19 protein-coding genes and 1 pseudogene are annotated in these 20,815 nt (G+C 68.1%); 17 read left to right on the top strand and 3 right to left on the bottom strand.

The annotated features are described in order from the left end of the window. Nucleotides 1-15: 15 nt before the first annotated feature. From ACPCHZ_RS12965 to pknB, 14 genes and pseudogenes are all read left to right on the top strand, one after another. On the top strand, nt 16-1,398 hold the full coding sequence (locus ACPCHZ_RS12965; protein ID WP_423485107.1) for a glutamate decarboxylase: 1,383 nt from the start codon (nt 16-18) through the stop codon (nt 1,396-1,398). Nucleotides 1,399-1,453: 55 nt separating this feature from the next. Next, entirely contained in the window at nt 1,454-2,620 is a 1,167-nt protein-coding gene (gene alr / locus ACPCHZ_RS12960; RefSeq protein WP_423485106.1) for an alanine racemase, read from the top strand. After that, nucleotides 2,617-3,735, top strand: a complete 1,119-nt coding sequence (locus tag ACPCHZ_RS12955; protein ID WP_364972367.1) for an alpha/beta fold hydrolase — start codon at nt 2,617-2,619, stop codon at nt 3,733-3,735. Before alr ends, ACPCHZ_RS12955 begins: the two co-directional genes overlap by 4 nt. Then, complete coding sequence (gene tsaE, locus ACPCHZ_RS12950) at nt 3,728-4,195, top strand: tRNA (adenosine(37)-N6)-threonylcarbamoyltransferase complex ATPase subunit type 1 TsaE (protein ID WP_423485105.1); 468 nt, start codon at nt 3,728-3,730, stop codon at nt 4,193-4,195. The genes ACPCHZ_RS12955 and tsaE overlap by 8 nt, the downstream gene beginning before the upstream one ends. Beyond that, the gene (tsaB, locus tag ACPCHZ_RS12945; RefSeq protein WP_423485104.1) at nt 4,192-4,827 is read left to right on the top strand and encodes a tRNA (adenosine(37)-N6)-threonylcarbamoyltransferase complex dimerization subunit type 1 TsaB; all 636 of its coding nucleotides are present in this window, start codon (nt 4,192-4,194) and stop codon (nt 4,825-4,827) included. Before tsaE ends, tsaB begins: the two co-directional genes overlap by 4 nt. Continuing rightward, a complete protein-coding gene (gene rimI / locus ACPCHZ_RS12940; RefSeq protein WP_364972358.1) occupies nt 4,824-5,276 on the top strand; it encodes a ribosomal protein S18-alanine N-acetyltransferase in 453 nt (150 codons plus the stop codon). The genes tsaB and rimI overlap by 4 nt, the downstream gene beginning before the upstream one ends. Next, complete coding sequence (tsaD, locus tag ACPCHZ_RS12935; protein WP_423485103.1) at nt 5,273-6,298, top strand: tRNA (adenosine(37)-N6)-threonylcarbamoyltransferase complex transferase subunit TsaD; 1,026 nt, start codon at nt 5,273-5,275, stop codon at nt 6,296-6,298. The genes rimI and tsaD overlap by 4 nt, the downstream gene beginning before the upstream one ends. Before the next feature lie 80 nt (nt 6,299-6,378). Further along, the gene (locus ACPCHZ_RS12930; protein WP_423485102.1) at nt 6,379-7,371 is read left to right on the top strand and encodes an alpha/beta fold hydrolase; all 993 of its coding nucleotides are present in this window, start codon (nt 6,379-6,381) and stop codon (nt 7,369-7,371) included. A gap of 179 nt (nt 7,372-7,550) precedes the next feature. Further along, the gene (gene groES, locus ACPCHZ_RS12925; protein WP_045384501.1) at nt 7,551-7,853 is read left to right on the top strand and encodes a co-chaperone GroES; all 303 of its coding nucleotides are present in this window, start codon (nt 7,551-7,553) and stop codon (nt 7,851-7,853) included. A gap of 120 nt (nt 7,854-7,973) precedes the next feature. Further along, nucleotides 7,974-9,593: a chaperonin GroEL gene (groL, locus tag ACPCHZ_RS12920; protein WP_364972349.1), complete on the top strand. Its 1,620-nt coding sequence runs from the start codon at nt 7,974-7,976 to the stop codon at nt 9,591-9,593. 179 nt (nt 9,594-9,772) lie between these two features. Continuing rightward, nucleotides 9,773-10,654: an SDR family oxidoreductase gene (locus ACPCHZ_RS12915; RefSeq protein ID WP_423485101.1), complete on the top strand. Its 882-nt coding sequence runs from the start codon at nt 9,773-9,775 to the stop codon at nt 10,652-10,654. Between the two features lie 171 nt (nt 10,655-10,825). Further along, nucleotides 10,826-12,079 (top strand): hypothetical protein, encoded by a 1,254-nt coding sequence (locus ACPCHZ_RS12910; RefSeq protein ID WP_423485100.1) that lies wholly within the window; start codon nt 10,826-10,828, stop codon nt 12,077-12,079. A gap of 182 nt (nt 12,080-12,261) precedes the next feature. Continuing rightward, entirely contained in the window at nt 12,262-12,879 is a 618-nt protein-coding gene (locus ACPCHZ_RS12905; protein WP_423485099.1) for a GNAT family N-acetyltransferase, read from the top strand. A gap of 156 nt (nt 12,880-13,035) precedes the next feature. Next, nucleotides 13,036-14,563 (top strand): annotated as a pseudogene (gene pknB / locus ACPCHZ_RS12900) (Stk1 family PASTA domain-containing Ser/Thr kinase); the annotation flags it as partial. Here pknB and ACPCHZ_RS12895 read toward each other — a convergent pair. Then, on the bottom strand, nt 14,547-15,056 hold the full coding sequence (locus tag ACPCHZ_RS12895) for a nuclear transport factor 2 family protein (RefSeq protein ID WP_423485098.1): 510 nt from the start codon (nt 15,054-15,056) through the stop codon (nt 14,547-14,549). The pseudogene pknB and the gene ACPCHZ_RS12895 sit on opposite strands and share 17 nt — an antisense overlap. 666 nt (nt 15,057-15,722) lie before the next feature. Between ACPCHZ_RS12895 and ACPCHZ_RS12890 the strand changes: the two genes are divergently transcribed. The 3 genes from ACPCHZ_RS12890 to ACPCHZ_RS12880 all read left to right on the top strand — a co-directional run bounded on the left by ACPCHZ_RS12890 (nt 15,723) and on the right by ACPCHZ_RS12880 (nt 18,037). Further along, on the top strand, nt 15,723-16,358 hold the full coding sequence (locus ACPCHZ_RS12890; protein ID WP_423485097.1) for a pyridoxamine 5'-phosphate oxidase family protein: 636 nt from the start codon (nt 15,723-15,725) through the stop codon (nt 16,356-16,358). Between the two features lie 84 nt (nt 16,359-16,442). Continuing rightward, entirely contained in the window at nt 16,443-17,126 is a 684-nt protein-coding gene (locus tag ACPCHZ_RS12885) for an HD domain-containing protein (RefSeq protein ID WP_423485096.1), read from the top strand. 71 nt (nt 17,127-17,197) lie between these two features. Then, on the top strand, nt 17,198-18,037 hold the full coding sequence (locus tag ACPCHZ_RS12880; protein WP_423485095.1) for a DUF4349 domain-containing protein: 840 nt from the start codon (nt 17,198-17,200) through the stop codon (nt 18,035-18,037). A 31-nt stretch (nt 18,038-18,068) separates the two neighbouring features. Here ACPCHZ_RS12880 and ACPCHZ_RS12875 read toward each other — a convergent pair whose 3' ends face one another. Next, nucleotides 18,069-18,797, bottom strand: a complete 729-nt coding sequence (locus ACPCHZ_RS12875) for a PAS and ANTAR domain-containing protein (protein WP_423485094.1) — start codon at nt 18,795-18,797, stop codon at nt 18,069-18,071. Nucleotides 18,798-19,002: 205 nt separating this feature from the next. Then, entirely contained in the window at nt 19,003-20,784 is a 1,782-nt protein-coding gene (locus ACPCHZ_RS12870; RefSeq protein ID WP_423485093.1) for a penicillin-binding transpeptidase domain-containing protein, read from the bottom strand. Nucleotides 20,785-20,815: the final 31 nt, after the last annotated feature.

The raw sequence follows: 20,815 nt of genomic DNA, 5'->3' as shown, positions 1-20,815 counted from the left end.
TCGAGAGGAAACGCCATGTCGCGCAGGCACAAGCCCGCCCCCCACATCGCTCCCGCGTACACCGGACGGCTGGCGATGGCGCCGGTGCCGTCACTGCGCATGCCCGAGGAGTGTCTCGACCCGCAGTCGGCGTACCGGTTCATCCACGACGAGCTGATGCTCGACGGCAGTTCTCGGCTCAACCTCGCGACGTTCGTCACGACGTGGATGGACCCCGAGGCCGAGAAGCTGATGGCCGAGACGTTCGACAAGAACATGATCGACAAGGACGAGTACCCGGCGACCGCGGCGATCGAGCAGCGCTGCGTGTGCATGGTCGCCGACCTCTTCCACGCCGAGGACCTGCGCGACGACGAACCGGCCAGCGCCGTCGGCGTGTCGACGATCGGGTCGAGCGAAGCGGTGATGCTGGCGGGGCTGGCGCTGAAATGGCGGTGGCGACAGCGCAACGAGGACTGGAAAGGCCGCACGCCGAACCTGGTGATGGGCGCCAACGTCCAAGTGGTGTGGGAGAAGTTCTGCCGCTACTTCGACATCGAACCGCGCTACCTGCCGATGGCCGAGGATCGCTACGTCATCACCACCGACCAGGTGCTGGAGCACGTCGACGAGGACACCATCGGTGTGGTGGCGATCCTGGGCACCACCTACACCGGTGAGCTGGAACCGATCGGCGAGATCTGCGCCGCACTGGACGAACTCGCGGCTGGGTCACGCAAGCTCGACATCCCCGTGCACGTGGACGCCGCCAGCGGCGGGTTCGTGGTGCCGTTCCTGCATCCGGACCTGGTGTGGGACTTCCGGCTGCCGCGGGTGGTGTCGATCAACGTCAGCGGCCACAAGTACGGACTGACCTACCCGGGCATCGGGTTCGTGGTGTGGCGCAGTGCCGAGCACCTGCCGGAGGAGTTGGTGTTCCGGGTGAACTACCTCGGCGGCGACATGCCGACCTTCACGCTGAACTTCTCCCGCCCCGGCAATCAGGTGGTGGGGCAGTACTACAACTTCATCCGGCTGGGCCGGGCCGGATACACCCAGGTGATGCATTCCCTGTCGCACACCGCGCGGTGGCTCGGCGACCAGTTGCGCGACAGCGAGCACTTCGAGCTGATCACCGACGGATCGGCCATTCCGGTGGTGAGCTTCCGGCTCAAGGGCGATCCTGGCTACACCGAATTCGACGTCTCCCAGGCCCTGCGCGGGTACGGGTGGCAGGTGCCCGCCTACACGATGCCCGAGGGCGCCGAGAACGTCTCGGTGCTGCGTGTGGTGGTGCGCGAGGGTTTCTCGACCGACCTCGCCAGGGCGCTGCACGACGACATCGTGACCGTGCTCGGTCACCTCGACGCGCTCAAGCCCGACGGCCGGTTCGACGAGATCCAGCCCTTCGCGCACTAGTCTCGCGGGCGGCCCCGGCGGCGCCCCGGTGACCTCTGGGACAATCGGTGACGAGATGACTGCGCCGCCGACCGACCTCACCACCACCGCGCAGGCGGTGGTGGACCTCGACGCGATCGCCCACAACATCGCCGTGCTGCGCGAACGCGCCGGATCGGCGCAGGTGATGGCCGTTGTCAAGGCCGACGGGTACGGCCACGGCGCCGGTGCCGTCGGGCGCGCGGCGCTCGCCGCAGGAGCGGCCGAACTGGGCGTGGCCACCCTCGACGAGGCGCTGGCGCTGCGCCGCGACGGCGTCACCGCACCTGTGCTGGCCTGGCTGCACGCGCCGGGCGCCGACTTCGCCCCCGCCGTGGCGGCCGACGTGCAGATCGCGGTCTCCTCGGTGCGCCAACTCGACGAACTGCTCGACGCGGTCCGCCGCACCGGACACACCGCCACGGTCACCGTCAAGGCCGACACCGGACTGAGCCGCAACGGTGTCAGCCTCGCCGAGTACCCGGCACTGCTCGACGCGCTGCGCAGGGCGCAGGCCGACGACGCGATCCGATTGCGGGGGCTGATGTCGCACCTCGCGCTCGGCGACGAACCGGACAACCCGGTCAACGACCGGCAGGCCCGGCGGTTCACCGAGATGCGCGAGCTGGCGGATGATCGCGGCGTTCGCTTCGAGGTGGTGCACCTGTGCAATTCACCGGCGGCGCTGACCCGGCCGGACCTCGCCTATGACATGGTGCGGCCAGGCATCGCCGTCTACGGGCAGACGCCGATCCCGGAGCGCGGCGACATGGGGCTGCGGCCGGCCATGACGCTGACGTGCCCGGTGGCCATGGTCCGCAGGATCGGCGCCGGCGACGGTGTCTCCTACGGCCACACGTGGATCGCCGAACGCGACACCACCGTCGCGTTGCTGCCGATCGGCTACGCCGACGGTGTCTTCCGCAGCCTCGGCGGCCGCCTCGACGTGCTGATCAACGGACGGCTGCGGCGCGGCGTCGGCCGCATCTGCATGGACCAGTTCGTCGTCGACCTCGGCCCGGGTCCGGTGGACGTCGCCGAGGGGGACCGGGCCGTCCTGTTCGGTCCGGGCGACGCCGGGGAATCGACGGCTCAGGACTGGGCCGAGCTGGTCGGCACGATCAACTATGAGATCGTCACCAGTCCGCGGGGCCGGGTTGCGAGGGTGTACCGCGGTGGATCCCAGGCGGTTCCGGCCCAGTGACCGGCGAACAGGCACGCAGGCGCGGACGTCTGCGCGGCGCGGGGTGGCTGGCCGGTGCGGCGGGCCTGGCGGCCGTCGGCGGGCTCGCCGGTTCGACGGTGGTGAGGTCGCTGACCCGGCGGGTCACCGACGACGACCCTCACCTCGACGAGGACTTCGAACTCCTCGACGCCGACCGCAGTTCGGTGGTGACGACGACGGACGGGGTGCCGCTGGCGGTCCGCGAGACCGGGCCCCAGGACGCGCCGTTGACCGTCGTCTTCGCGCACGGATTCTGTCTGCGCATGGGCGCATTCCACTTCCAGCGGGCCCGTCTGGCCGAGCAGTGGGGGCCGCAGGTGCGGATGGTGTTCTACGACCAGCGCGGTCACGGCCGGTCCGGTGCGGCGCCACCGGACACCTACACCGTCACGCAGCTCGGTCAGGATCTCGACACCGTCCTGGCCGTGACGGCGCCGAAGGGCCCGGTGGTGCTGGTCGGCCATTCGATGGGCGGGATGACGGTGCTGTCGCACGCCCGCCAGTTCCCTCACCGCTATCCCACCCGCGTCGTCGGCGCCGCGCTGATCTCCTCTGCCGCCGAGGGGGTTTCGCGGTCGCCACTGGGTGAGATCCTGAAGAATCCCGCGCTGGAGGCGGTGCGGTTCGCGGCGCGTTATGCACCCGGCGCGGTGCACCGCACCCGGGGCGCGGCGCGCGCCGTGATCGGCCCAGTGCTGCGGGCGGCCTCCTACGGCGACGAGAAGATCAGCCCGAGCATCGTGGCGTTCTCCGAGCGGATGATGCACGACACCCCGATCGCCACGCTGGTCGAATTCCTGCACGCGCTCGAGGTGCACGACGAGACCGCGGGACTGGCGACGCTGGCCAAGGTCCCGACGCTCGTCGCCTGCGGTGACCGTGACCTGCTGACCCCGATGGAGTACTCGCAGGAGATGGCCGCGGCGCTGCCCAAGTCCGAGCTCGTGATCGTCGGCGGCGCAGGACATCTGGTGCAGCTCGAAGAGCCGGAGACCATCGACGACGCGTTGGTGCGGCTGGTCGAGCGCGCCACCCCCTCCAAGCTCGTCGCGCTGGGGCGGCGGCTACGGGAGCGGACACGGCCCCATGGCTGAGCGGTCGGGCGGGACGGCGGAACTGGCCACCGCCGAGGACACTGTCGCCCTGGGCGCGCGGCTGGGCGCACAGTTGCGCGCCGGGGACGTGGTGGTGCTCTCCGGACCGCTGGGTGCGGGAAAAACCGTGCTGGCCAAGGGGATCGCGCAGGCTATGGACGTCGACGGGCCGGTCACCTCGCCCACCTTCGTGCTGGCCCGCGTGCACCGGGCGCGGCGGCCGGACGCACCGGCGATGGTGCACGTCGACATGTACCGGCTGCTCGACCATCCTGGCGCCGACCTGCTGGCCGAGCTCGACTCACTGGACCTCGACACCGATCTCGACGACGCCGTGGTGGTCGTCGAATGGGGAGAGGGTCTGGCCGAACGGCTCTCCGAGCACCACCTCGACATCCGGCTCGAACGCAGTGCGCACACCGAGACCCGCAGCGCGGTCTGGCGGTGGAGCGCGCAGTGAGCACGCTGATCCTGACCATCGACACTGCCACGCCCGCGGTCAGCGCCGGTGTGGTGCGCCGCTCCGGTGCCGAGGTGACCGTGCTCGCCGAGCGGGTCACCGTCGACGCCCGCGCACACGCCGAACAGCTGACCCCGAATGTGCTCGCAGCGCTGGCCGAGGCGGACGTGCCGGTCGACGCGCTGGAGGCCGTCGTCGTCGGTTGCGGTCCCGGGCCGTTCACCGGGCTGCGGGTCGGCATGGCGAGCGCCGCCGCATACGCGCACGCGCTGGGCATCCCGGTGCGCGGGGTGTGCAGCCTGGATGCCATCGGTGTGGACGCGTCCGCGGCCGCGGACCTGCTGGTGGTCACCGACGCCCGTCGCCGCGAGGTGTACTGGGCGCGCTACCGCAACGGCGTGCGGACCGAGGGCCCCGCGGTCAGTGCACCGGCCGATGTGCCCGCAGGCGCAGGCGTCGTGGCCGGTTCGCCCGAACACGCCGCGCTGTTCGACCTGCCGCGCCTGGCGCCGGTGTACCCGTCGCCGGCGGGGCTGGTGCGCGCCGTAGGCGACTGGGACGCCGAGCCGGCGCCGCTGGTGCCGCTTTACTTGCGCAGGCCCGATGCGAAGCCGCCGACGGCACGGCGATGACGGTCGTCTACGGCCCGCTGCAACCCACGGACGCTGCCCGTTGCGCGGAACTGGAGTCCCTGCTGTTCCCGGGCGACGACCCGTGGCCCGCGCAGGCGTTCCGCACGGAACTGGCCGCCAAGCACAACCACTACGTCGCCGCCCGGGTGGACGACACGCTGGTCGGCTATGCCGGAATCGCACGGCTGGGCCGAAAAGCCCCGTACGAGTACGAGATCCACACCATCGGTGTCGACCCCGGATACCAGGGCCGGGGCATCGGCCGCCGCCTGCTCGACGAGGTGCTCGTACACGCCGGCGACGGTGTGGTGTTCCTCGAGGTGCGCACGGACAACGACCCGGCGATCGGGCTGTACACCAGCTCCGGCTTCGTCGTGGTTGGCCTGCGCAAACGGTATTACCGGGTCAGCGGCGCCGACGCCTATACGATGAGGCGCGATCCGCCATGACCATCATCTGCGCCATCGAGAGCTCCTGCGACGAGACCGGTGTCGGCGTCGCCGAACTGACCGACGACGGTGCCGTGCGGCTGCTCGCCGACGAGGTCGCCTCCAGTGTCGACGAGCACGCCAGGTTCGGTGGGGTGGTGCCGGAGATCGCCTCCCGGGCACACCTCGAGGCGCTCGGCCCGACCATGCGGCGGGCGCTGGAAACCGCCGGTGTGCGCAGGCCCGACGTCGTGGCGGCCACCATCGGACCCGGACTCGCCGGGGCGCTACTGGTCGGGGTGGCCGCGGCGAAGGCGTATGCGGCCGCCTGGCAGGTGCCGTTCTACGCGGTCAACCACCTCGGCGGGCACCTCGCCGCCGACGTCTACGACCACGGCCCGCTGCCGGAGTGCGTCGGGCTGCTGGTCTCCGGCGGGCACACCCACCTGCTGCACGTCCGTTCGCTCGGCGAGCCGATCCTCGAACTGGGCAGCACCGTGGACGACGCGGCGGGGGAGGCCTACGACAAGGTCGCACGCCTGCTCGGGCTCGGCTACCCCGGTGGCAGGGTGCTCGACGAACTGGCGCGCGAGGGAAACCGCGACGCGGTCGTCTTCCCGCGCGGGATGACCGGCCCCCGCGACGACCCGTACGCGTTCAGCTTCTCCGGGGTCAAGACCAGCGTCGCCCGCTATGTGGAGAGCCACCCGGATGCGGCGCAGGCCGACGTCGCGGCGGGCTTCCAGGAGGCCGTCGCCGATGTGCTGACACTCAAGGCGGTGCGGGCCGCGACCGAGCTCGGGGTGTCGACACTGCTGATCGCCGGCGGGGTGGCGGCCAATTCGCGGCTGCGTGAGCTCGCCGAGGAGCGTTGCGCCGCAGCCGGACTGACGCTGCGTGTGCCACGCCCTCGACTGTGCACCGACAACGGCGCGATGATCGCCTCGTTCGCCGCGCATCTCATTGCCGCGGGCGCGGCGCCATCGCCGCTCGACGTGGCCAGCGATCCGGGTCTGCCGGTCGTCAAGGGTCAGGTGACGTGAGCCAACAGGTTCGCTGAGCCGCCGCGCACCTGTTGTTCGATCCGCGAACATCTGACGGCCGGTGCGGCAGACTCGCTGCCGTGCACTACGACCTGCGGTTGCGACCTGCACAGCCGGCGACACCCGCGCCGGACGCGTTCGAGATCCACCGCCGCCACGTGCCCGCGAGCGAGCACCGCGACGGGTTGTCGCTCGCGTTCGTGCACGAAGGCCTCGGCGGCTACCCGTTGTTGCTGGTGCACGGGTATCCGGAGACGAAGCGGATCTGGTGGCGCAACATCGGTCCGCTTGCCACGGCCGGCCACGAGGTGATCGCTCCCGACCTGCGCGGCTTCGGCGACTCCGACCTCTCGGCCGACGACGTCTACGACCTCGCGGCGTGGAGCCGCGACCTGTACCTGCTCGTCCACGACGTCCTCGGTCACGAGCGGTGCGGCGTCGTCTGCGGTGACTTGGGCGGTGCGATCGCCGTCGACATGGTGCACCGGTATCCCGGCTTCGTGGACAAGCTCGTCTACTTCAACACCGTGCCGCCGTTCGTCTTCGACGACTTCGTGGCGGCGGGCATCGACGTCGCATCGATACTCGCGCTCGGCGACGGACCGACCGCCGACTACCGCCACCTGCAGGGTGTGACACCGGATGCGCTGGCCGAAGAACTCGATTCACCGGCCAAACGCAGGCGGTACATCGGCGGGATGTACGGCCACCGGCTGTGGGCGTCGCCGGGCACGTTCAGCGCCGCCGACACCGACTTCATGACCGAGCCTTTCGACACCGAGGAGCGGATGCGTGCCGGCTGGGCGTGTTACCAGCTGATGCACGGAAGGCCGATGAGTGAACCGCCGATTCTGGACCGCAAGGTCGACGTGCCGACCCTGATCCTCTACGGCATGGACGACCATGTCATCGGTCCTGACTTCCTGCACACCTGCGAGGTGGCCTTCACCGATCGCACCGGGCCGGTCGTGGTGCCGGGCGCGGGCCACTTCCTGCAGTGGGAGCGGGCTGACCTGCTCAATCCGCTGGTGGCCGCATTCTTCGGTGACTGCCGCGTTCTCCATTCGCGATAGGCACTACCCGAGCCTTGAGTGCTAGCACTCGCATGTATAGAGTGCTAGGTGGCAGGCGGCCAACCCCTGCGCCGGCACCCGCGACGACGGCGCAAGAACCGGGCGCATGCCGAACACCTGGTAACACACAGGTCCGGGGTGTGCCCGGATCTACACCCGAAATAGTGGAGGGCTCCATCGTGGCGAGCGTGAACATCAAGCCACTCGAGGACAAGATCCTCGTACAGGCCAATGAGGCCGAGACCACGACCGCTTCCGGTCTGGTCATCCCCGACACCGCCAAGGAGAAGCCTCAGGAAGGCACCGTCGTCGCAGTCGGCCCCGGCCGCTGGGACGAGGACGGCGAAAAGCGTATCCCGCTGGACGTCTCGGAAGGCGACACCGTCATCTACAGCAAGTACGGCGGCACCGAGATCAAGTACAACGGCGAGGAATACCTCATCCTGTCGGCGCGCGACGTGCTGGCAGTCGTCTCCAAGTAGTGACGTGTTCCGCCCCGGAGATCCCCGTACGCAAGGGTGATGTCCGGGGCGGCATGCGTTCCGTCTCTCCTCTCACACCCACTTTCTTCAACGACATCCGTTCAAGCAGGAAGCAGTTCTATGAGCAAGCAGATTGAGTTCAACGAGACTGCGCGCCGGGCGATGGAGGTCGGCGTCGACAAGCTCGCCGACGCCGTCAAGGTGACACTGGGCCCGCGCGGCCGCCATGTGGTGCTGGCCAAGTCCTGGGGCGGCCCGACCGTCACCAACGACGGTGTCACGATCGCGCGCGAGATCGACCTCGAGGACCCGTTCGAGAACCTGGGCGCACAGCTGGTCAAGTCCGTGGCCACCAAGACCAACGACGTCGCAGGCGACGGCACCACCACCGCGACGGTGCTGGCGCAGGCCATCATCAGGGCCGGTCTGCGCAACGTGGCCGCCGGCGCCAACCCGATCGCGCTCGGCGCCGGGATCAGCAAGGCCGCCGACGCCGTGTCGGAGGCGCTGCTCGCCGCGGCCACCCCCGTCAGCGACAAGAAGGCGATCGCTCAGGTCGCCACCGTCTCCTCGCGCGACGAGGAGATCGGTGAGCTGGTCGGCGAGGCGATGACCCGCGTCGGCGCCGACGGCGTCGTCACGGTCGAGGAGTCCTCGACGCTGAACACCGAGCTCGAGGTCACCGAGGGCGTCGGCTTCGACAAGGGCTTCGTTTCGGCCTACTTCGTCACCGATTTCGATTCGCAGGAGGCGGTCCTCGAGGACGCCCTGGTGCTGCTGCACCGCGACAAGCTCAGCTCGCTGCCCGACCTGCTCCCGCTGTTGGAGAAGGTCGCCGAGTCGGGCAAGCCGCTGCTGATCGTCGCCGAGGACGTCGAGGGCGAGGCACTGTCGACGCTGGTGGTCAACGCCATCCGCAAGACGCTCAAGGCCGTCGCCGTCAAGGCGCCGTTCTTCGGTGACCGCCGCAAGGCGTTCCTGGAGGACCTCGGCATCGTCACCGGCGCGCAGGTGGTCAATCCCGACGTCGGCCTGGTGCTGCGGGAGGCCGGCCTGGACGTACTGGGTTCGGCCCGGCGCGTGGTCGTCGATAAGGACAGCACCGTGATCGTCGACGGCGGTGGCGGCAAGGAGGCCATCGCCGACCGGGCCAAGCAGCTGCGGTCGGAGATCGAGTCCACCGACTCGGAATGGGACCGCGAGAAGCTCGAGGAGCGGCTGGCCAAGCTGGCCGGCGGTGTCGCGGTGATCAAGGTCGGCGCCGCCACCGACACCGACATGAAGAAGCGCAAGGAAGCCGTCGAGGACGCCGTGTCGGCGGCCAAGGCGGCGGTCGAGGAGGGCGTGGTCACCGGCGGCGGTGCGGCGCTGGTTCAGGCCCGCTCGGCGCTCGACGGCCTGCGCGGATCACTCACCGGCGACGAGGCGCTCGGCGTCGAGGTCTTCTCCTCCGCGCTGTCGGCTCCGCTGTTCTGGATCGCCACCAACGCCGGTCTCGACGGCGCCGTGGTGACCAACAAGGTGTCGGGTCTGCCGAACGGACAGGGCTTCAATGCGGCCACGCTGACCTACGGCGACCTGTCCGAGGACGGCATTGTCGACCCGGTCAAGGTCACCCGGTCCGCGGTGCTCAATGCCGCGTCGGTGGCACGCATGATCCTGACCACCGAGACGGCGATCGTCGACAAGCCGGCCGACGACGAGGATCACGGGCACGGCCACCACGGGCACGCGCACTAGATCACGCAGGTAGTACGAAGCACCCCCGGCCCCTGATGGGCCGGGGGTGTTTTCGTTCTTCGGAGCGGTAGCGCTGATCATGTGGCGGTTTCCCGTCGGCACTCCTGACTTTCGGTCACACTGTGGAAGTTCCCGGGCCCACGCCCAGGCTCAAGACCAGTGGCAAAGCCGGGGGGAGCATGTACGCATCCATCTTTCGACCAGGTTTGTTCGACGGGCAGACGGTTGTCGTCACCGGAGGCGGATCCGGAATCGGTCGTTGCGTGGCTCACGAATTGGCAAGCCTTGGCGCCGAAGTGGTGATAACTGGCCGCAAGCTGGAGAAGCTGAGGCGGACAGCCGACGAAATTCACGAGGATGGCGGCAACGCCGCGGTCTACGACTTCGATGTGCGCGATGAGGACGCTGTTCGCTCAGCCGTTGCGGCGATCCTCAGGGAACACAACCACATCGATGGGTTGGTGAACAACGCCGGCGGCCAATTCCCAATGCCGGCGGAGGCGATCAGCAAGAAGGGATGGGAGACGGTTCTCGCGACGAATCTGACCGGTGGCTTCTTGGTGTCCCGAGAGGTGTACGGGCAGGCCATGAAAGCCGGCGGCGGTGCGATCGTCAACATGCTCGCGAACGTATGGGACGGTATGCCGCTGATGGCTCACTCCGGCGCGGCGCGAGCCGGAATGTTGAATCTCACCCAGACCCTTGCGCTCGAGTGGGCACCAGGCGTGCGTGTTAACGCGGTAGCGCCGGGCTATGTCGCGTCCTCTGGCCTCGACACCTACGACCCTGACATCGCGGGTCCACTCGTCGGCGCTTCGATCGGGGTGACACCACTGAAGCGCTTTGGTCAGGAAGCGGAGGTCGCTGCTGCCATCGTCTACCTGCTATCCCCGGCGGCGGCATACCTCACCGGTAGCTGTATCCGCATCGACGGCGGTGCGTCGCTCAATCCCAACGCGATGCGAGTCGGTGGCAACGTGGCCAGCGACGCCTTCCGTGGCTTTCACCGCGCCGTGGAGCCGGAAGTGCTGCGGACACGGATTCCCGAAGACGCCGGATAGCTGTTCGGCGTTTCGGAAAGCCGTTCGCCACGTTCGCATTCGCTCTTAGCTGCGACGCATCCGCTAAGTTGAGCCGACGACTCGGGGGAGGGACGCGCCGATGGATCACCGATGCCGCTAGTTCACAAGTTGCCAAGAACGGCTGCCGGCCGCTTGGATCGACTGATCTTCGTGGCCGCAAAACTCAATCCACGCCGGGGTCTGCTCCTCGTTGCCAGCACTGTCAGTCTGGCTCTGGGGATCGCGGCGGCGGTGTTCGATCCGAGCAGGATCATTCTCTTCACCGTCGCCGGAATCGCGGGGCTCTGCGCGTCGGCGTGGCAGTTGTACCGAGGCCTCGCCGTGGTGCCGCGGTTGGAAGTGCAGACGAAGGTTCGCGATAACCATCTACGGCAGATGCTCCCCTCTCGCGACGAAGAGGCCGACGGGTTCCAGCTCGTCTGTGACTCGAGCGTGCCCTCAGCGGCGATTCTCTATTCGCGGCACCTCAACGCTCACCTGCGCACGGCCGGTGCCGACTGGCCGCTCGAGGTCGATCCGGCGTTCGGCACTGCACTGCTCGCACGGCTGCGCGAGCAGCGCACCGAGGTCGAATCGGTGTTGCGATATTTCGGACGCAAATACATCGACCGTGATTTCCGGAACGAACCAAAGCTCGGGTTCTGTTCGCCGGTGCTGACGACGGCAAAATCGGTCAGAGTCTTTCGCACGTCCTACTACGAGGCATTCCTCACCAACGAACTGTGTCGGGCGCGAATCCTGCTCGCAGAGTCGGAGAAGCCGCGAGTGTTCTTCGACCTGAACTACCCGGCCACCGAGCATGGAGACGCCCGCCGCCTGGACGAACTCGGGACGTATCCGTTCGCGAACGGATTGGGGGTCAGCGTTCTCGGTTTCACCCGCGACGGCCACCTCGTCTTTTGGCGGCAGAACGCTCGAGCCATGGTGGCCCGGGGTCTGCTCGCACCGACCGGATCGGGATCGTGCGATTGGGCCGACTACCGGCCGGGCGACACCCTGAGAGCTACGGTGCTGCGGGCAATGCACCGGGAGTTCTGCGAGGAGTCCTTGCGTCGAGGCGTCGACCCGGACAACAAGGTGTTCCTCCGAAGTCAACTCCTGGCCTTCTTCCGCAACGTTTACCGCGGAGGAAAACCCGAGTTCGTGGCGATCGCTCTGCTCGACGTCGACTACGTGCACCTCATTCCCAACAACGCCGAAGTCGACCGCGGACTCGACGAGCATCAGCCGTTGAGGCATCGACAGATCACGTCCGTGATGGACCTGCTCGAGTACCTCGAGGCGGTACTGCGGTCCGCCTCGGCACGTTCACAACTCTCAGTACCACTGTGGGTGGGACTCATGGCACTTCGCGATTACTGCCGTGAGGATGCCCAACAGGTTGCCGCGCTCCTGCGGCTCTGAGCTCCACCGACAGACGTGGGTCGACACCGCTGACTACTACGGTGCCGGATCACCGATGTAACGGGAAACGCTCACGTCCCATCAGCGCGCGAACTGTCCAAACACGGCCGGTCGCCATTTCGAAGGTGTTCACTGTCGGTAGTCAACTCGGTGAACGAGTCCGACCCTGAGTGGGTGGCGTCATGACAGCAGCGGGGATGGTGGCGGCTCATCCCGCAACCGACGGCGAGCGCGCCCAGGTCGTCACCACCTTGTGTAAAGCCTTCTTCGACGACCGCATTTACCGGTGGCTGGTTCCCGACGATGCCCAACGACGCCGCAGCGCGTCGGTCTTCTATTCGAGCTTCGTCAATGCGTGCTGGCCGCACGGCGGGGTATATGCGGCGGGTGGCGGCTCCGGGGCGGCCCTTTGGCTGCCGCCGGGTGAGCAGTTGGTCACCGAGGAGGACGCCGAGCGTTTCGGTCGGGAGCTCGTGGAAAGTGCCGGAGACGAAGCCTCTGCGGCGCGGATGACGCAATTGTTCGCGGTACTCGACGACAACCACCCCACGGACGATTGCTGGTACCTGGCGTTCATGGGTGTCGAGCCGGCCGGGCAGGGACAAGGCATCGGCACCGCGTTACTCGCGGCGGTGCTCAGCCAGGCCGACCGCGATCACATGCCTGCCTATCTCGAAGCCTCGTGTCCCGAGAATCGGCGCATCTACGAGCGTCATGGATTCGAGTTGGTGCGCGAGCTGACCGTCGCGGATTCCCCGGCCCTCTATGCCATGTGGCGACGTCCATTCGAGGTCGGGTGACTCACCAGGTCTCACCCGCTCGTTCGCCGACATCTCGGCTCTGAGGGCGGATGCGGCCGAAACGTGCCACGATCGGCAGGTGGCACCGGATTTGCCCATGGGCAGTGCGCCGCCGGCCGAGGACCCCACCCCGGCGGCACCGATCGGGCCATCGCCATGACTTCTCCGCGGCGCCTGTCGGGCAGATACGAACTCGGCGAAATCCTGGGCCTGGGTGGCATGTCCGAAGTCCACCTGGCCCGCGATCTGCGGTTGCATCGTGACGTCGCGATCAAATTGCTCCGTCTCGACCTGGCTCAGGACCCCAGCGTCAGCGTGCGGTTCCAGCGAGAAGCGCAGAATGCGGCATCGTTGAACCACCCTGCCATCGCGGCCGTCTATGACACCGGTGAGGTGCAGACGCCGAGCGGGACGCTGTCCTACATCGTGATGGAGTACGTCGACGGTGTGACGTTGCGCGATTACGTGCGTAGCCACGGGGCCATGCGCCAACGGCAGGCCATCGAGGTGATCGCTGATGCTTGCCGGGCGCTGAACTTCAGTCACCAGCGCGGGATCATCCATCGCGACGTCAAGCCGGCCAACATCATGATCGGCACGGCCGGCTCGGTGAAGGTGGTGGACTTCGGTATCGCCAAGGCGATCGCCGACAGCGACGTGGGCGTGACTCAGACCGGCGCGGTGATCGGCACCGCCCAGTACCTGTCGCCCGAACAGGCCCGCGGCCTTCGCGTCGACGCCAGGGCCGATGTGTACTCGCTGGGGTGTGTGCTCTACGAAATCTCCACCGGCGAACCACCGTTCGCAGGGGATTCGGCCGTGGCGGTCGCGTACCAGCACGTTCAGGAAGAGCCGGTTGCGCCGTCGACGCTCAATAGTGAGCTCACCCCCGACCTGGACGCCGTGGTGCTCAAGGCGATGGCCAAGAACCCCGACAATCGTTATCAGACCGCCGCAGAAATGCGCACCGACCTCGTTCGCGTGCATCGTGGACTGACCCCCTACGCCTCAATGGCGGGGATCGCCGCCCACGGCGACTCAGCGCTGGCCGGGATGTCCGACAGGAATCCGCCGACAGAGCAGTTGGTGACGCAGCAGTCGGGTCACGCAGGGCGGTCGACCAGACGTTGGCTGACCGCGGTCGGAGCGCTGGCCGTGCTCGCCATCGGGACTGGGATCGGGATCAACGTCGTTGCAGGCAATTCCCGCGACGCAGCGGTTCCCGATGTGAACGGTAGGACTTCGGCCGATGCGGTCGCCGTCCTGCAGGACGGCGGCTTCAAGACCCGCATCCTGGAGATCGCGGACGTCACCGTACCGCCCGGTCTCGTGATCACCACCAACCCCGGCGCCGACACCGCGGTCAGCGCAGGGGAAGAGATCACGCTCAATGTGTCAACGGGTCCTGGACGAAGCGATGTCCCCGACGTCTCGACCGGTGCCGTGCAGGTAACGGTGCCCGAGGTGCGGTCTATGACCTATGCCGATGCCGTCCGCGAGCTGACGGACGCAGGTTTCGGGCGGTTCCAGCAGGCGTCGTTACCGTCATCGCCGGAGCTGAAGGACCGCGTCGTGGGCACGAATCCCCCGGCCTACCGAACAACCGCGACCACCACCGAGATCACCATCGTGCTGGGTTCCGGTCCCGTGACTCCCGATCCCTGACGTCATCGGGGCAGCGGTACTCGCGTGATCAGGTCGTCGAGTGCGACCAGATCCAGATAGGCGACGACGCGGGTCACCCGCTCGTCCGCCATGGTCATCACCCATGCGTACTCGTTGACGTACGGCACGCCGTCGCGTGCGGTGGCCGTGCCCCGCCACCGCGCGACCACCTGATCGTCATCGGCGACCAATTCGTGCACCTCGGCATTGATCTGTCCGGTCAGCCGGTCCACGATCGGGGCGGCGCCGTCGTCGAGGAACTGCTGCCGGCTGGTGTACGTGGTCGGCGCCGTCGCCCGCGCCACCGTCCAGGTCACGTCGTCAGCGAGGATCGCGTAGAAGGTTTCGGCGTTCCCGACACCGCGTGTGAAAGCCTCCCGCACGAGGTGGGTGTTGCGCTGTTCGGCATCGGCCGGCGGCGGCGCGGCGGACGAGGCGGCACATCCGGCCGTGACGGCGGCCGCACCGAGCAGTGTGGCGAGGGTTGTCCTGGTCCGGCGTCGAGTGGTCATGTCCGCAACGTAGCCAGGCGGTGCCGTCTCTGGCAGGGTGCGGTACTCCCTGGCTGTACAGCATGGGCACGGCAGCAATCAGCGTCGAACGAGTATCAGCCGCGCCCCCATGGCGATATCGGCCCCGGCGCAAGCCGCGGCGTACGTAGGGGGCAGGCGGGTGATCGCGGCATCGTGGGTGAAGACCGCGTCGTATACCGCGTGGGCCGCCCAGCCGACGCCCACTACGCGACGGGCGGTTCGGGCGGGCAGCCGGGTTGCGGCGCCTGCGACTGCGCACGCTGCGGTGAGCGTGACCGTCTCACGGGTGTCGATACCCCACCGTCGACGCGACAGCGGATACACCGTGGCAGCCGCGACCAGGCCGACGGCCGCGACCGCCAAGCGTCTGCGTGGGAGGAAACGAGCCATCGCCATGTCGGCCGCGAGTGCGAAACCTGCGCCTTGAGCGAGTGAGCTCCACTCCTCAAAAGTTCTGCTGCGAAACATCGTTGATCCGTTCTGCTCGGTGGGCCGTTCTCGTCGTCATCTGCCCTGCATTCCTGGCGTCCGATGATGCTAAGCAACTGCACAGCACGGGGGTTGCACATTGGCCAGAGGCACGGCCGGGAATTCCTGGGCATGCACCGACGCTGACGTGATGGACATACGTCGGCTGGAGGATGCATGAGTAGGCGTTACCCCGCGATCGCTTTCACCGACGACGTGCAGGCGGTGCAGCGCGAGCACGGCAGCGACCGGGTGTACGCGCGCAAGCGCGTCGCTGCAGGCGCCTCCGCCGAACCGGACCGGCTGACCGAAGATGAAGCCGAATTCCTGGCCGAGCGCGACGGGTTCTATCTCGCATCGGTCGGTGAGACCGGATGGCCGTACGTGCAATTTCGCGGTGGGCCAGAAGGATTCGTGCGGGTCCTGGACTCCGGCACCATCGCTTGGGCTGACTTCCGCGGCAACCTGCAGTACATCAGCACAGGCAACATCGGAGGAAACGACAGGGTAGCGATCATCGCCATGGACTACGCCCGGCGGCGGAGGTTGAAGGTCTTCGGGCACGCCAAGATCGTGACGGCCGAGGAGGATCCGGCATTGATCCGGTCGCTGGCCGATGCCGAATACGACGCGGTGGTGGAGCGCGCGGTCGTCGTCACCGTGGACGCGTTCGACTGGAACTGCCCCCAGCACATCACGCCCCGGTTCACCGCTGCGGAGCTCGAACCCGTGCTCACGGATCTGCGCCGACGACTGACGGCCCTGGAGGAGGAGAACGCCGCCCTCAAGGCCGAGCTCCACCCGGCTCGGTGACAGTTTTCGGTGGTGGCCGGATCTCGGCGATGAGTGACACTCCGGCCACTGGCTGCGGGCGGATCCGCTGACCACGATGATGACATGACCAGTCGGCACGACATCCCCCTGACCACCCGAGGCGCACAGTGGGACCTTCCCGACTCCGACATCGCCTCAGCAGCACTGGAGCTGGTGTTCGACGTCTCGCCAGCATTCCTCGCCAACCACTGCGTCCGCAGCTTCCTGTTCGCGCGCGAGCTCGCGTCCACCCCGGACCGCCGCGGTGCGGGGGGCGTCGACGAGGAGACCCTCTTCCTCGCCTGCCTGCTGCACGACCTCGGCATCACCGACTACGGGACGGGCGATCAGCGATTCGAGGTCGACGGCGCCGACGCCGCTGCGCGGTTCCTTCGCGACCACGGCATCACCGAGGACCGGGTCGTCACCGTGTGGCAGTCCATCGCCCTGCACACCAGTCTCGGCCTCGCGCAACGGTTCGGGGACGTGCAGTCACTGGCGTTCTCCGGTATCTCCCTGGACATCGACGGTATGGACAAGGGCCGACTCACCCCGGGTCTCGCCGAGCGTGTCCATGACGCGTGGCCGCGTGACGACCTCGGATACGCGATCGCCCGAGCCATCGACCGCGGCGTCCAGGCCGATCCGATGAAGGCGCCGCCCTTCACGTTTCCCGCTCACGTGCACGAACTCTTCAACGGCAGATCGCTGACGTTCTTCGATGTGGTCGCGAATTCCGGCTGGGGAGATCGACCGTCGCAGGAGTGACGCTTGTTGCCGATCCTGTGAATTCCGCACAAACGCAGGCGTTCTGCGCTCGGATGGCTAGGTTTCCAGTCATGAGAACGCATCTGGTGCGGACGGTCGTGGCGACGGCGGCGCTGACCCTGCTGACGGCATGCGCGGGATCGCCCGTGAGCACCGGTCCGGAACCTGCGGCGGGGAACATGAAGGACGCCGCGGGCGCACCGGCGCCCCAGAACCCGCCGCCGCAAGAGCTGACCGAGCAGCGCGACGTCGTCAAGACCGCGTCGATGACGATCACCGTCGCCAGCCCGTCGGCGGCTGCCGACAAGGCCGCGGTCATCGTCGAGGACGCCGACGGGCGGGTCGACAGCCGTTCGGAGGATTCCGGCTCGGGCCGGGGGCGGGCGCTCACCTCGATCGTGCTGCGGGTGCCCGCGCCGAAACTGGACGGCGTGGTGCGCGAACTCAAGACGCTGGGCACCGTGGAGACCGCCGAAACCCGATCGGAGGACGTGACCTCACAGCGGGTCGATCTCGACGCGCGGATCAAGGCTCTGCAGACGTCGGTCGATCGGCTGCTGGCGATCATGCGTGACGCCAGGGATCCCGAGGCCCTCATCGCAGCCGAGAACGCACTGTCGCAACGCCAGGCCGACCTGGACAGCCTGCGGGCGCAGCGTGATCAACTCGGTGACCGGATCGATTACAGCACCGTCGATGTCACCTTCGTCGCCGAGCAGGTCGGCGGGCCGTCGCCGCAGCAGTACCAGGGCTTCCTCGGTCAGGTCGAACGCGGTTGGGACGCATTGGTTTCGGTGACCGGCACACTGTTCCTACTCGTCGGCCTGCTGCTGCCGTGGCTGGGTGTGCTCGCGGTACTCGCGGTGGCCGGCTACATCCTCATCCGGGCGGTGCGGTCGCGCCGGTCTTGAGGCCGGACGTCGCATCGCGCCCGGCTTCCCGTCAATCGGTCGCGGGCGCCTCGAGGGTCATCAGGTAGTGGTCGACGGGTGCGCGCGTCTGGTCCGACGTCCGAAGCAACGTGGGCAGCGTGGCGACCAGCGTCTGCGCGACGACGTGCAGCTTGATGTTCAGTTCCTGCGAGCGCCACCGCAGCACCGCGAACGCGGCATCGGCGGTGAGGTCGTAGACGGCCATCAACATGCCCTTGGCGATGTCGATCGACTCGCGGTGGGCGACGATGACCTCCAGTTCCTCGTTGATCGTCTCCTGGATCTGGGCGTGGACGCTCGCGGTGATGTCGATGTAGAAGCCGCGGGTCGCCACGATCCGCTTGTCGTCATCGGTGACGGCCTCCCCGACCACGACGACGTTGCGCGTGTTCCCGTCCTTGGTGATGATGCGGTGTCTGCTGCTGAACGGCGCCGAGGTCTGTTGCAGCAGTGCGCGCACCTGCGCCAGATCGTCGGGGTGCTTGTGACTCAGTACGAGTTCGGTGGTGGGTGTCACCTCGCCCGGTTGGTAGCCGTGCATTCGGGCGACGGTGTCCGACCACGTCCAGGTGTCGGTGAGGTAGTGGTATTCGAAACGTCCGACCCGCTGTGGTGGGCCGCCCATCAGGGCGCGGTCGAGCCGGCTCGCGGCTTGGCCGTCGACGCCCATCTCGGCCGCATCGGCAGCCGCCTGATCGGCGAACCCGTTGTTCGTCTTCTTGGACGCCTTACTCGCCATGAACCGAGATTATGCGAAGTCCGCGGCTGATCGACGAGTGCGTCAGAAATTGTCGAAAGGTGCGGTAGGCACGGGCGAGCGCTGCTTTCTCAACGAGAGGGTTGATCCCGTACCCACCTCATAGCGAGCCTGTCAACGCAACCGCGTTGCACCCGCCACTTCACTGAGGGTGCCCTGACACGGGAAAATCAAACCCCGGCGTGGCTCAGCCGCCGACGGCGGGCCGCAGGAAGTCGCCGGTCACCGTGATCGCGGGCGCCGAGGTGTCCCCGCCGACCACGAGGGTCGCGAACGCTATGTCGTCGACGATGCCCGCGAACCAGCCGTGCGAGCTGGTGTTGTCGCCGAACTCCGCGGTGCCCGTCTTCCCGCCCAGGCCGGGGATGTCACGCAGCTCGCTCGCGGTGCCGTCGGCCACGGTTTGGCGCATCATCGCGCGGATGCTGTCGACGACGGCCGGCGGGATGGGCTTCGACTCGGTGTCCGCCGTGGTCTTCTCGCCGACGACGAGCGTCGGGGTGATCGTCGACCCGTGCCCGAGACTGGCCTCGGCGACCGCCAGGCCGAAGGGGCTCACGGTCACCGTGCCCTGACCGATGCCGTTCTCCACCTTCTGCGCCGGGGTGTCGGCGTCGGGCACGTTGCCCGTGATGGTGGTCAGGCCGGGGATGACGTAGTCGACGCCGATGCCGAACAGTTTCGCCATGTCGGGCAGCGCGTCGGCGGGCAGCTGGTCGGACAGCACGGCCATGGTGGTGTTGCAGGAGCGGGCGAACGCCGTCGTCAAGGGCACGGTGCCCAGGTCGAATTCGTCGTCGTTGGGGATCGTCCGGTTCTCGACCGTGACGCGACCGGGGCAGGCCTGCGGACTGTCGGGTGTCGCGATGCCCGCTTCGAGCGCCGCCGCAGTGGTGATGGTCTTGAACGTCGAGCCCGGCGGGTACGTGCCCGAAAACGCAATCGGCCCCTGAGCATCGGCGGGCGCATTCTGCGCGGCGGCCAGGATGCCACCGGTGCTGGGCGAGATCGCCACCAGGACGGCGGGCCGGGATTCCGCGGCGACGGCCGCCTGCGCGAGCAACTGCAGGCGGGTGTCCAGGGTGGTCCGGATCGGCGGCGTGTCCCTGGCCGGTGTCGATGTCAGGTCGTAGGTCGGTTGTCCCTGACCGTCGACCAGGGCCACCGACCAGCCTGCGGCCGCGTCGATCTTCGTGCGCCAGACGTCCTGCAGCCCGCTGATCGCCGGCGAGGACAGGGCGCGGTCGGCGGTGAGCAGCGCGCCCTGCTCGGTGACCGTCACACCCGGAATGCGGGTCAACTGATCCCGCACCAGTGCCAGGTCGGCCTCCCGGAGCCGGATCACCGTGACGGTGTCGCCCTGCGTGGCGGCGAACTGGTCGGCGATGGTGGCGTCGGTGATGGTCGGTGCGAACTGCTGCAGCAGCGCCGCCAGGGCGGCCGCCGAGGCGAGGTCGTCCCGGCGGAGGTCGACCACGCCGACGGTCTGCCACGTCATCAGGGGCCGGCCGTCGCGATCGGTGACGGGGGTGAGGAAGTTCTTGTCGTCGCTGTACTGAAAGTGCATCCCCGCGGCGAGGTCCGGGTGCAGCACCGTCGGCGCCCATTGCACGCGCCACTCGTCGCCGGACTGCGTCGCGGTCGCCGTCGCGTCGTACCGGAAGTTCCGCTCGGGTCCGAATGTCCACGAGTAGCTCAGCGTCGCCTGGTGGTTGTCCTCGGACACATCCCCCACGTCGACGGTCACCGTGGTGTCCTTCGGCATGCCGTCGAACATCGAGGTGATGGCGGACTCCGCCGCCGCCTCGTCGGTGGTGGTGGCCGCGGCGGCGGGGGAGTCCTTGCGCTGCAGCGCATCGGCGAATGACCGCAGGACGTCCTTCGGGTCGCTGCCGGTGAACAGCGAACACGCTGTGGAACCGGTCCAGAGGGCACACACGAGCAGCAGGAGCGCGAAACGTCGAGTCATGGCACCACGAGGGTAACCACGACGCCGCGCT

Origin of the sequence: Mycobacterium sp. NPDC050041 (assembly GCF_049541695.1) — a bacterium.
Lineage (GTDB): Bacteria > Actinomycetota > Actinomycetes > Mycobacteriales > Mycobacteriaceae > Mycobacterium.
This window is presented reverse-complemented; position numbering and strand designations above follow the sequence as displayed.

What these genes read in the sequence shown, in the direction of transcription:
- ACPCHZ_RS12965 (WP_423485107.1), top strand. Translation starts at nt 16, where the DNA reads ATGTCGCGCAGGCACAAGCCCGCCCCCCACATCGCTCCCGCGTACACC.
- alr (WP_423485106.1), top strand. Translation starts at nt 1,454, where the DNA reads ATGACTGCGCCGCCGACCGACCTCACCACCACCGCGCAGGCGGTGGTG.
- tsaE (WP_423485105.1), top strand. Translation starts at nt 3,728, where the DNA reads ATGGCTGAGCGGTCGGGCGGGACGGCGGAACTGGCCACCGCCGAGGAC.
- rimI (WP_364972358.1), top strand. Translation starts at nt 4,824, where the DNA reads ATGACGGTCGTCTACGGCCCGCTGCAACCCACGGACGCTGCCCGTTGC.
- tsaD (WP_423485103.1), top strand. Translation starts at nt 5,273, where the DNA reads ATGACCATCATCTGCGCCATCGAGAGCTCCTGCGACGAGACCGGTGTC.
- groL (WP_364972349.1), top strand. Translation starts at nt 7,974, where the DNA reads ATGAGCAAGCAGATTGAGTTCAACGAGACTGCGCGCCGGGCGATGGAG.
- ACPCHZ_RS12915 (WP_423485101.1), top strand. Translation starts at nt 9,773, where the DNA reads ATGTACGCATCCATCTTTCGACCAGGTTTGTTCGACGGGCAGACGGTT.
- ACPCHZ_RS12905 (WP_423485099.1), top strand. Translation starts at nt 12,262, where the DNA reads ATGACAGCAGCGGGGATGGTGGCGGCTCATCCCGCAACCGACGGCGAG.
- ACPCHZ_RS12895 (WP_423485098.1), bottom strand. Translation starts at nt 15,056, where the DNA reads ATGACCACTCGACGCCGGACCAGGACAACCCTCGCCACACTGCTCGGT.
- ACPCHZ_RS12890 (WP_423485097.1), top strand. Translation starts at nt 15,723, where the DNA reads ATGAGTAGGCGTTACCCCGCGATCGCTTTCACCGACGACGTGCAGGCG.
- ACPCHZ_RS12885 (WP_423485096.1), top strand. Translation starts at nt 16,443, where the DNA reads ATGACCAGTCGGCACGACATCCCCCTGACCACCCGAGGCGCACAGTGG.
- ACPCHZ_RS12880 (WP_423485095.1), top strand. Translation starts at nt 17,198, where the DNA reads ATGAGAACGCATCTGGTGCGGACGGTCGTGGCGACGGCGGCGCTGACC.
- ACPCHZ_RS12875 (WP_423485094.1), bottom strand. Translation starts at nt 18,797, where the DNA reads ATGGCGAGTAAGGCGTCCAAGAAGACGAACAACGGGTTCGCCGATCAG.
- ACPCHZ_RS12870 (WP_423485093.1), bottom strand. Translation starts at nt 20,784, where the DNA reads ATGACTCGACGTTTCGCGCTCCTGCTGCTCGTGTGTGCCCTCTGGACC.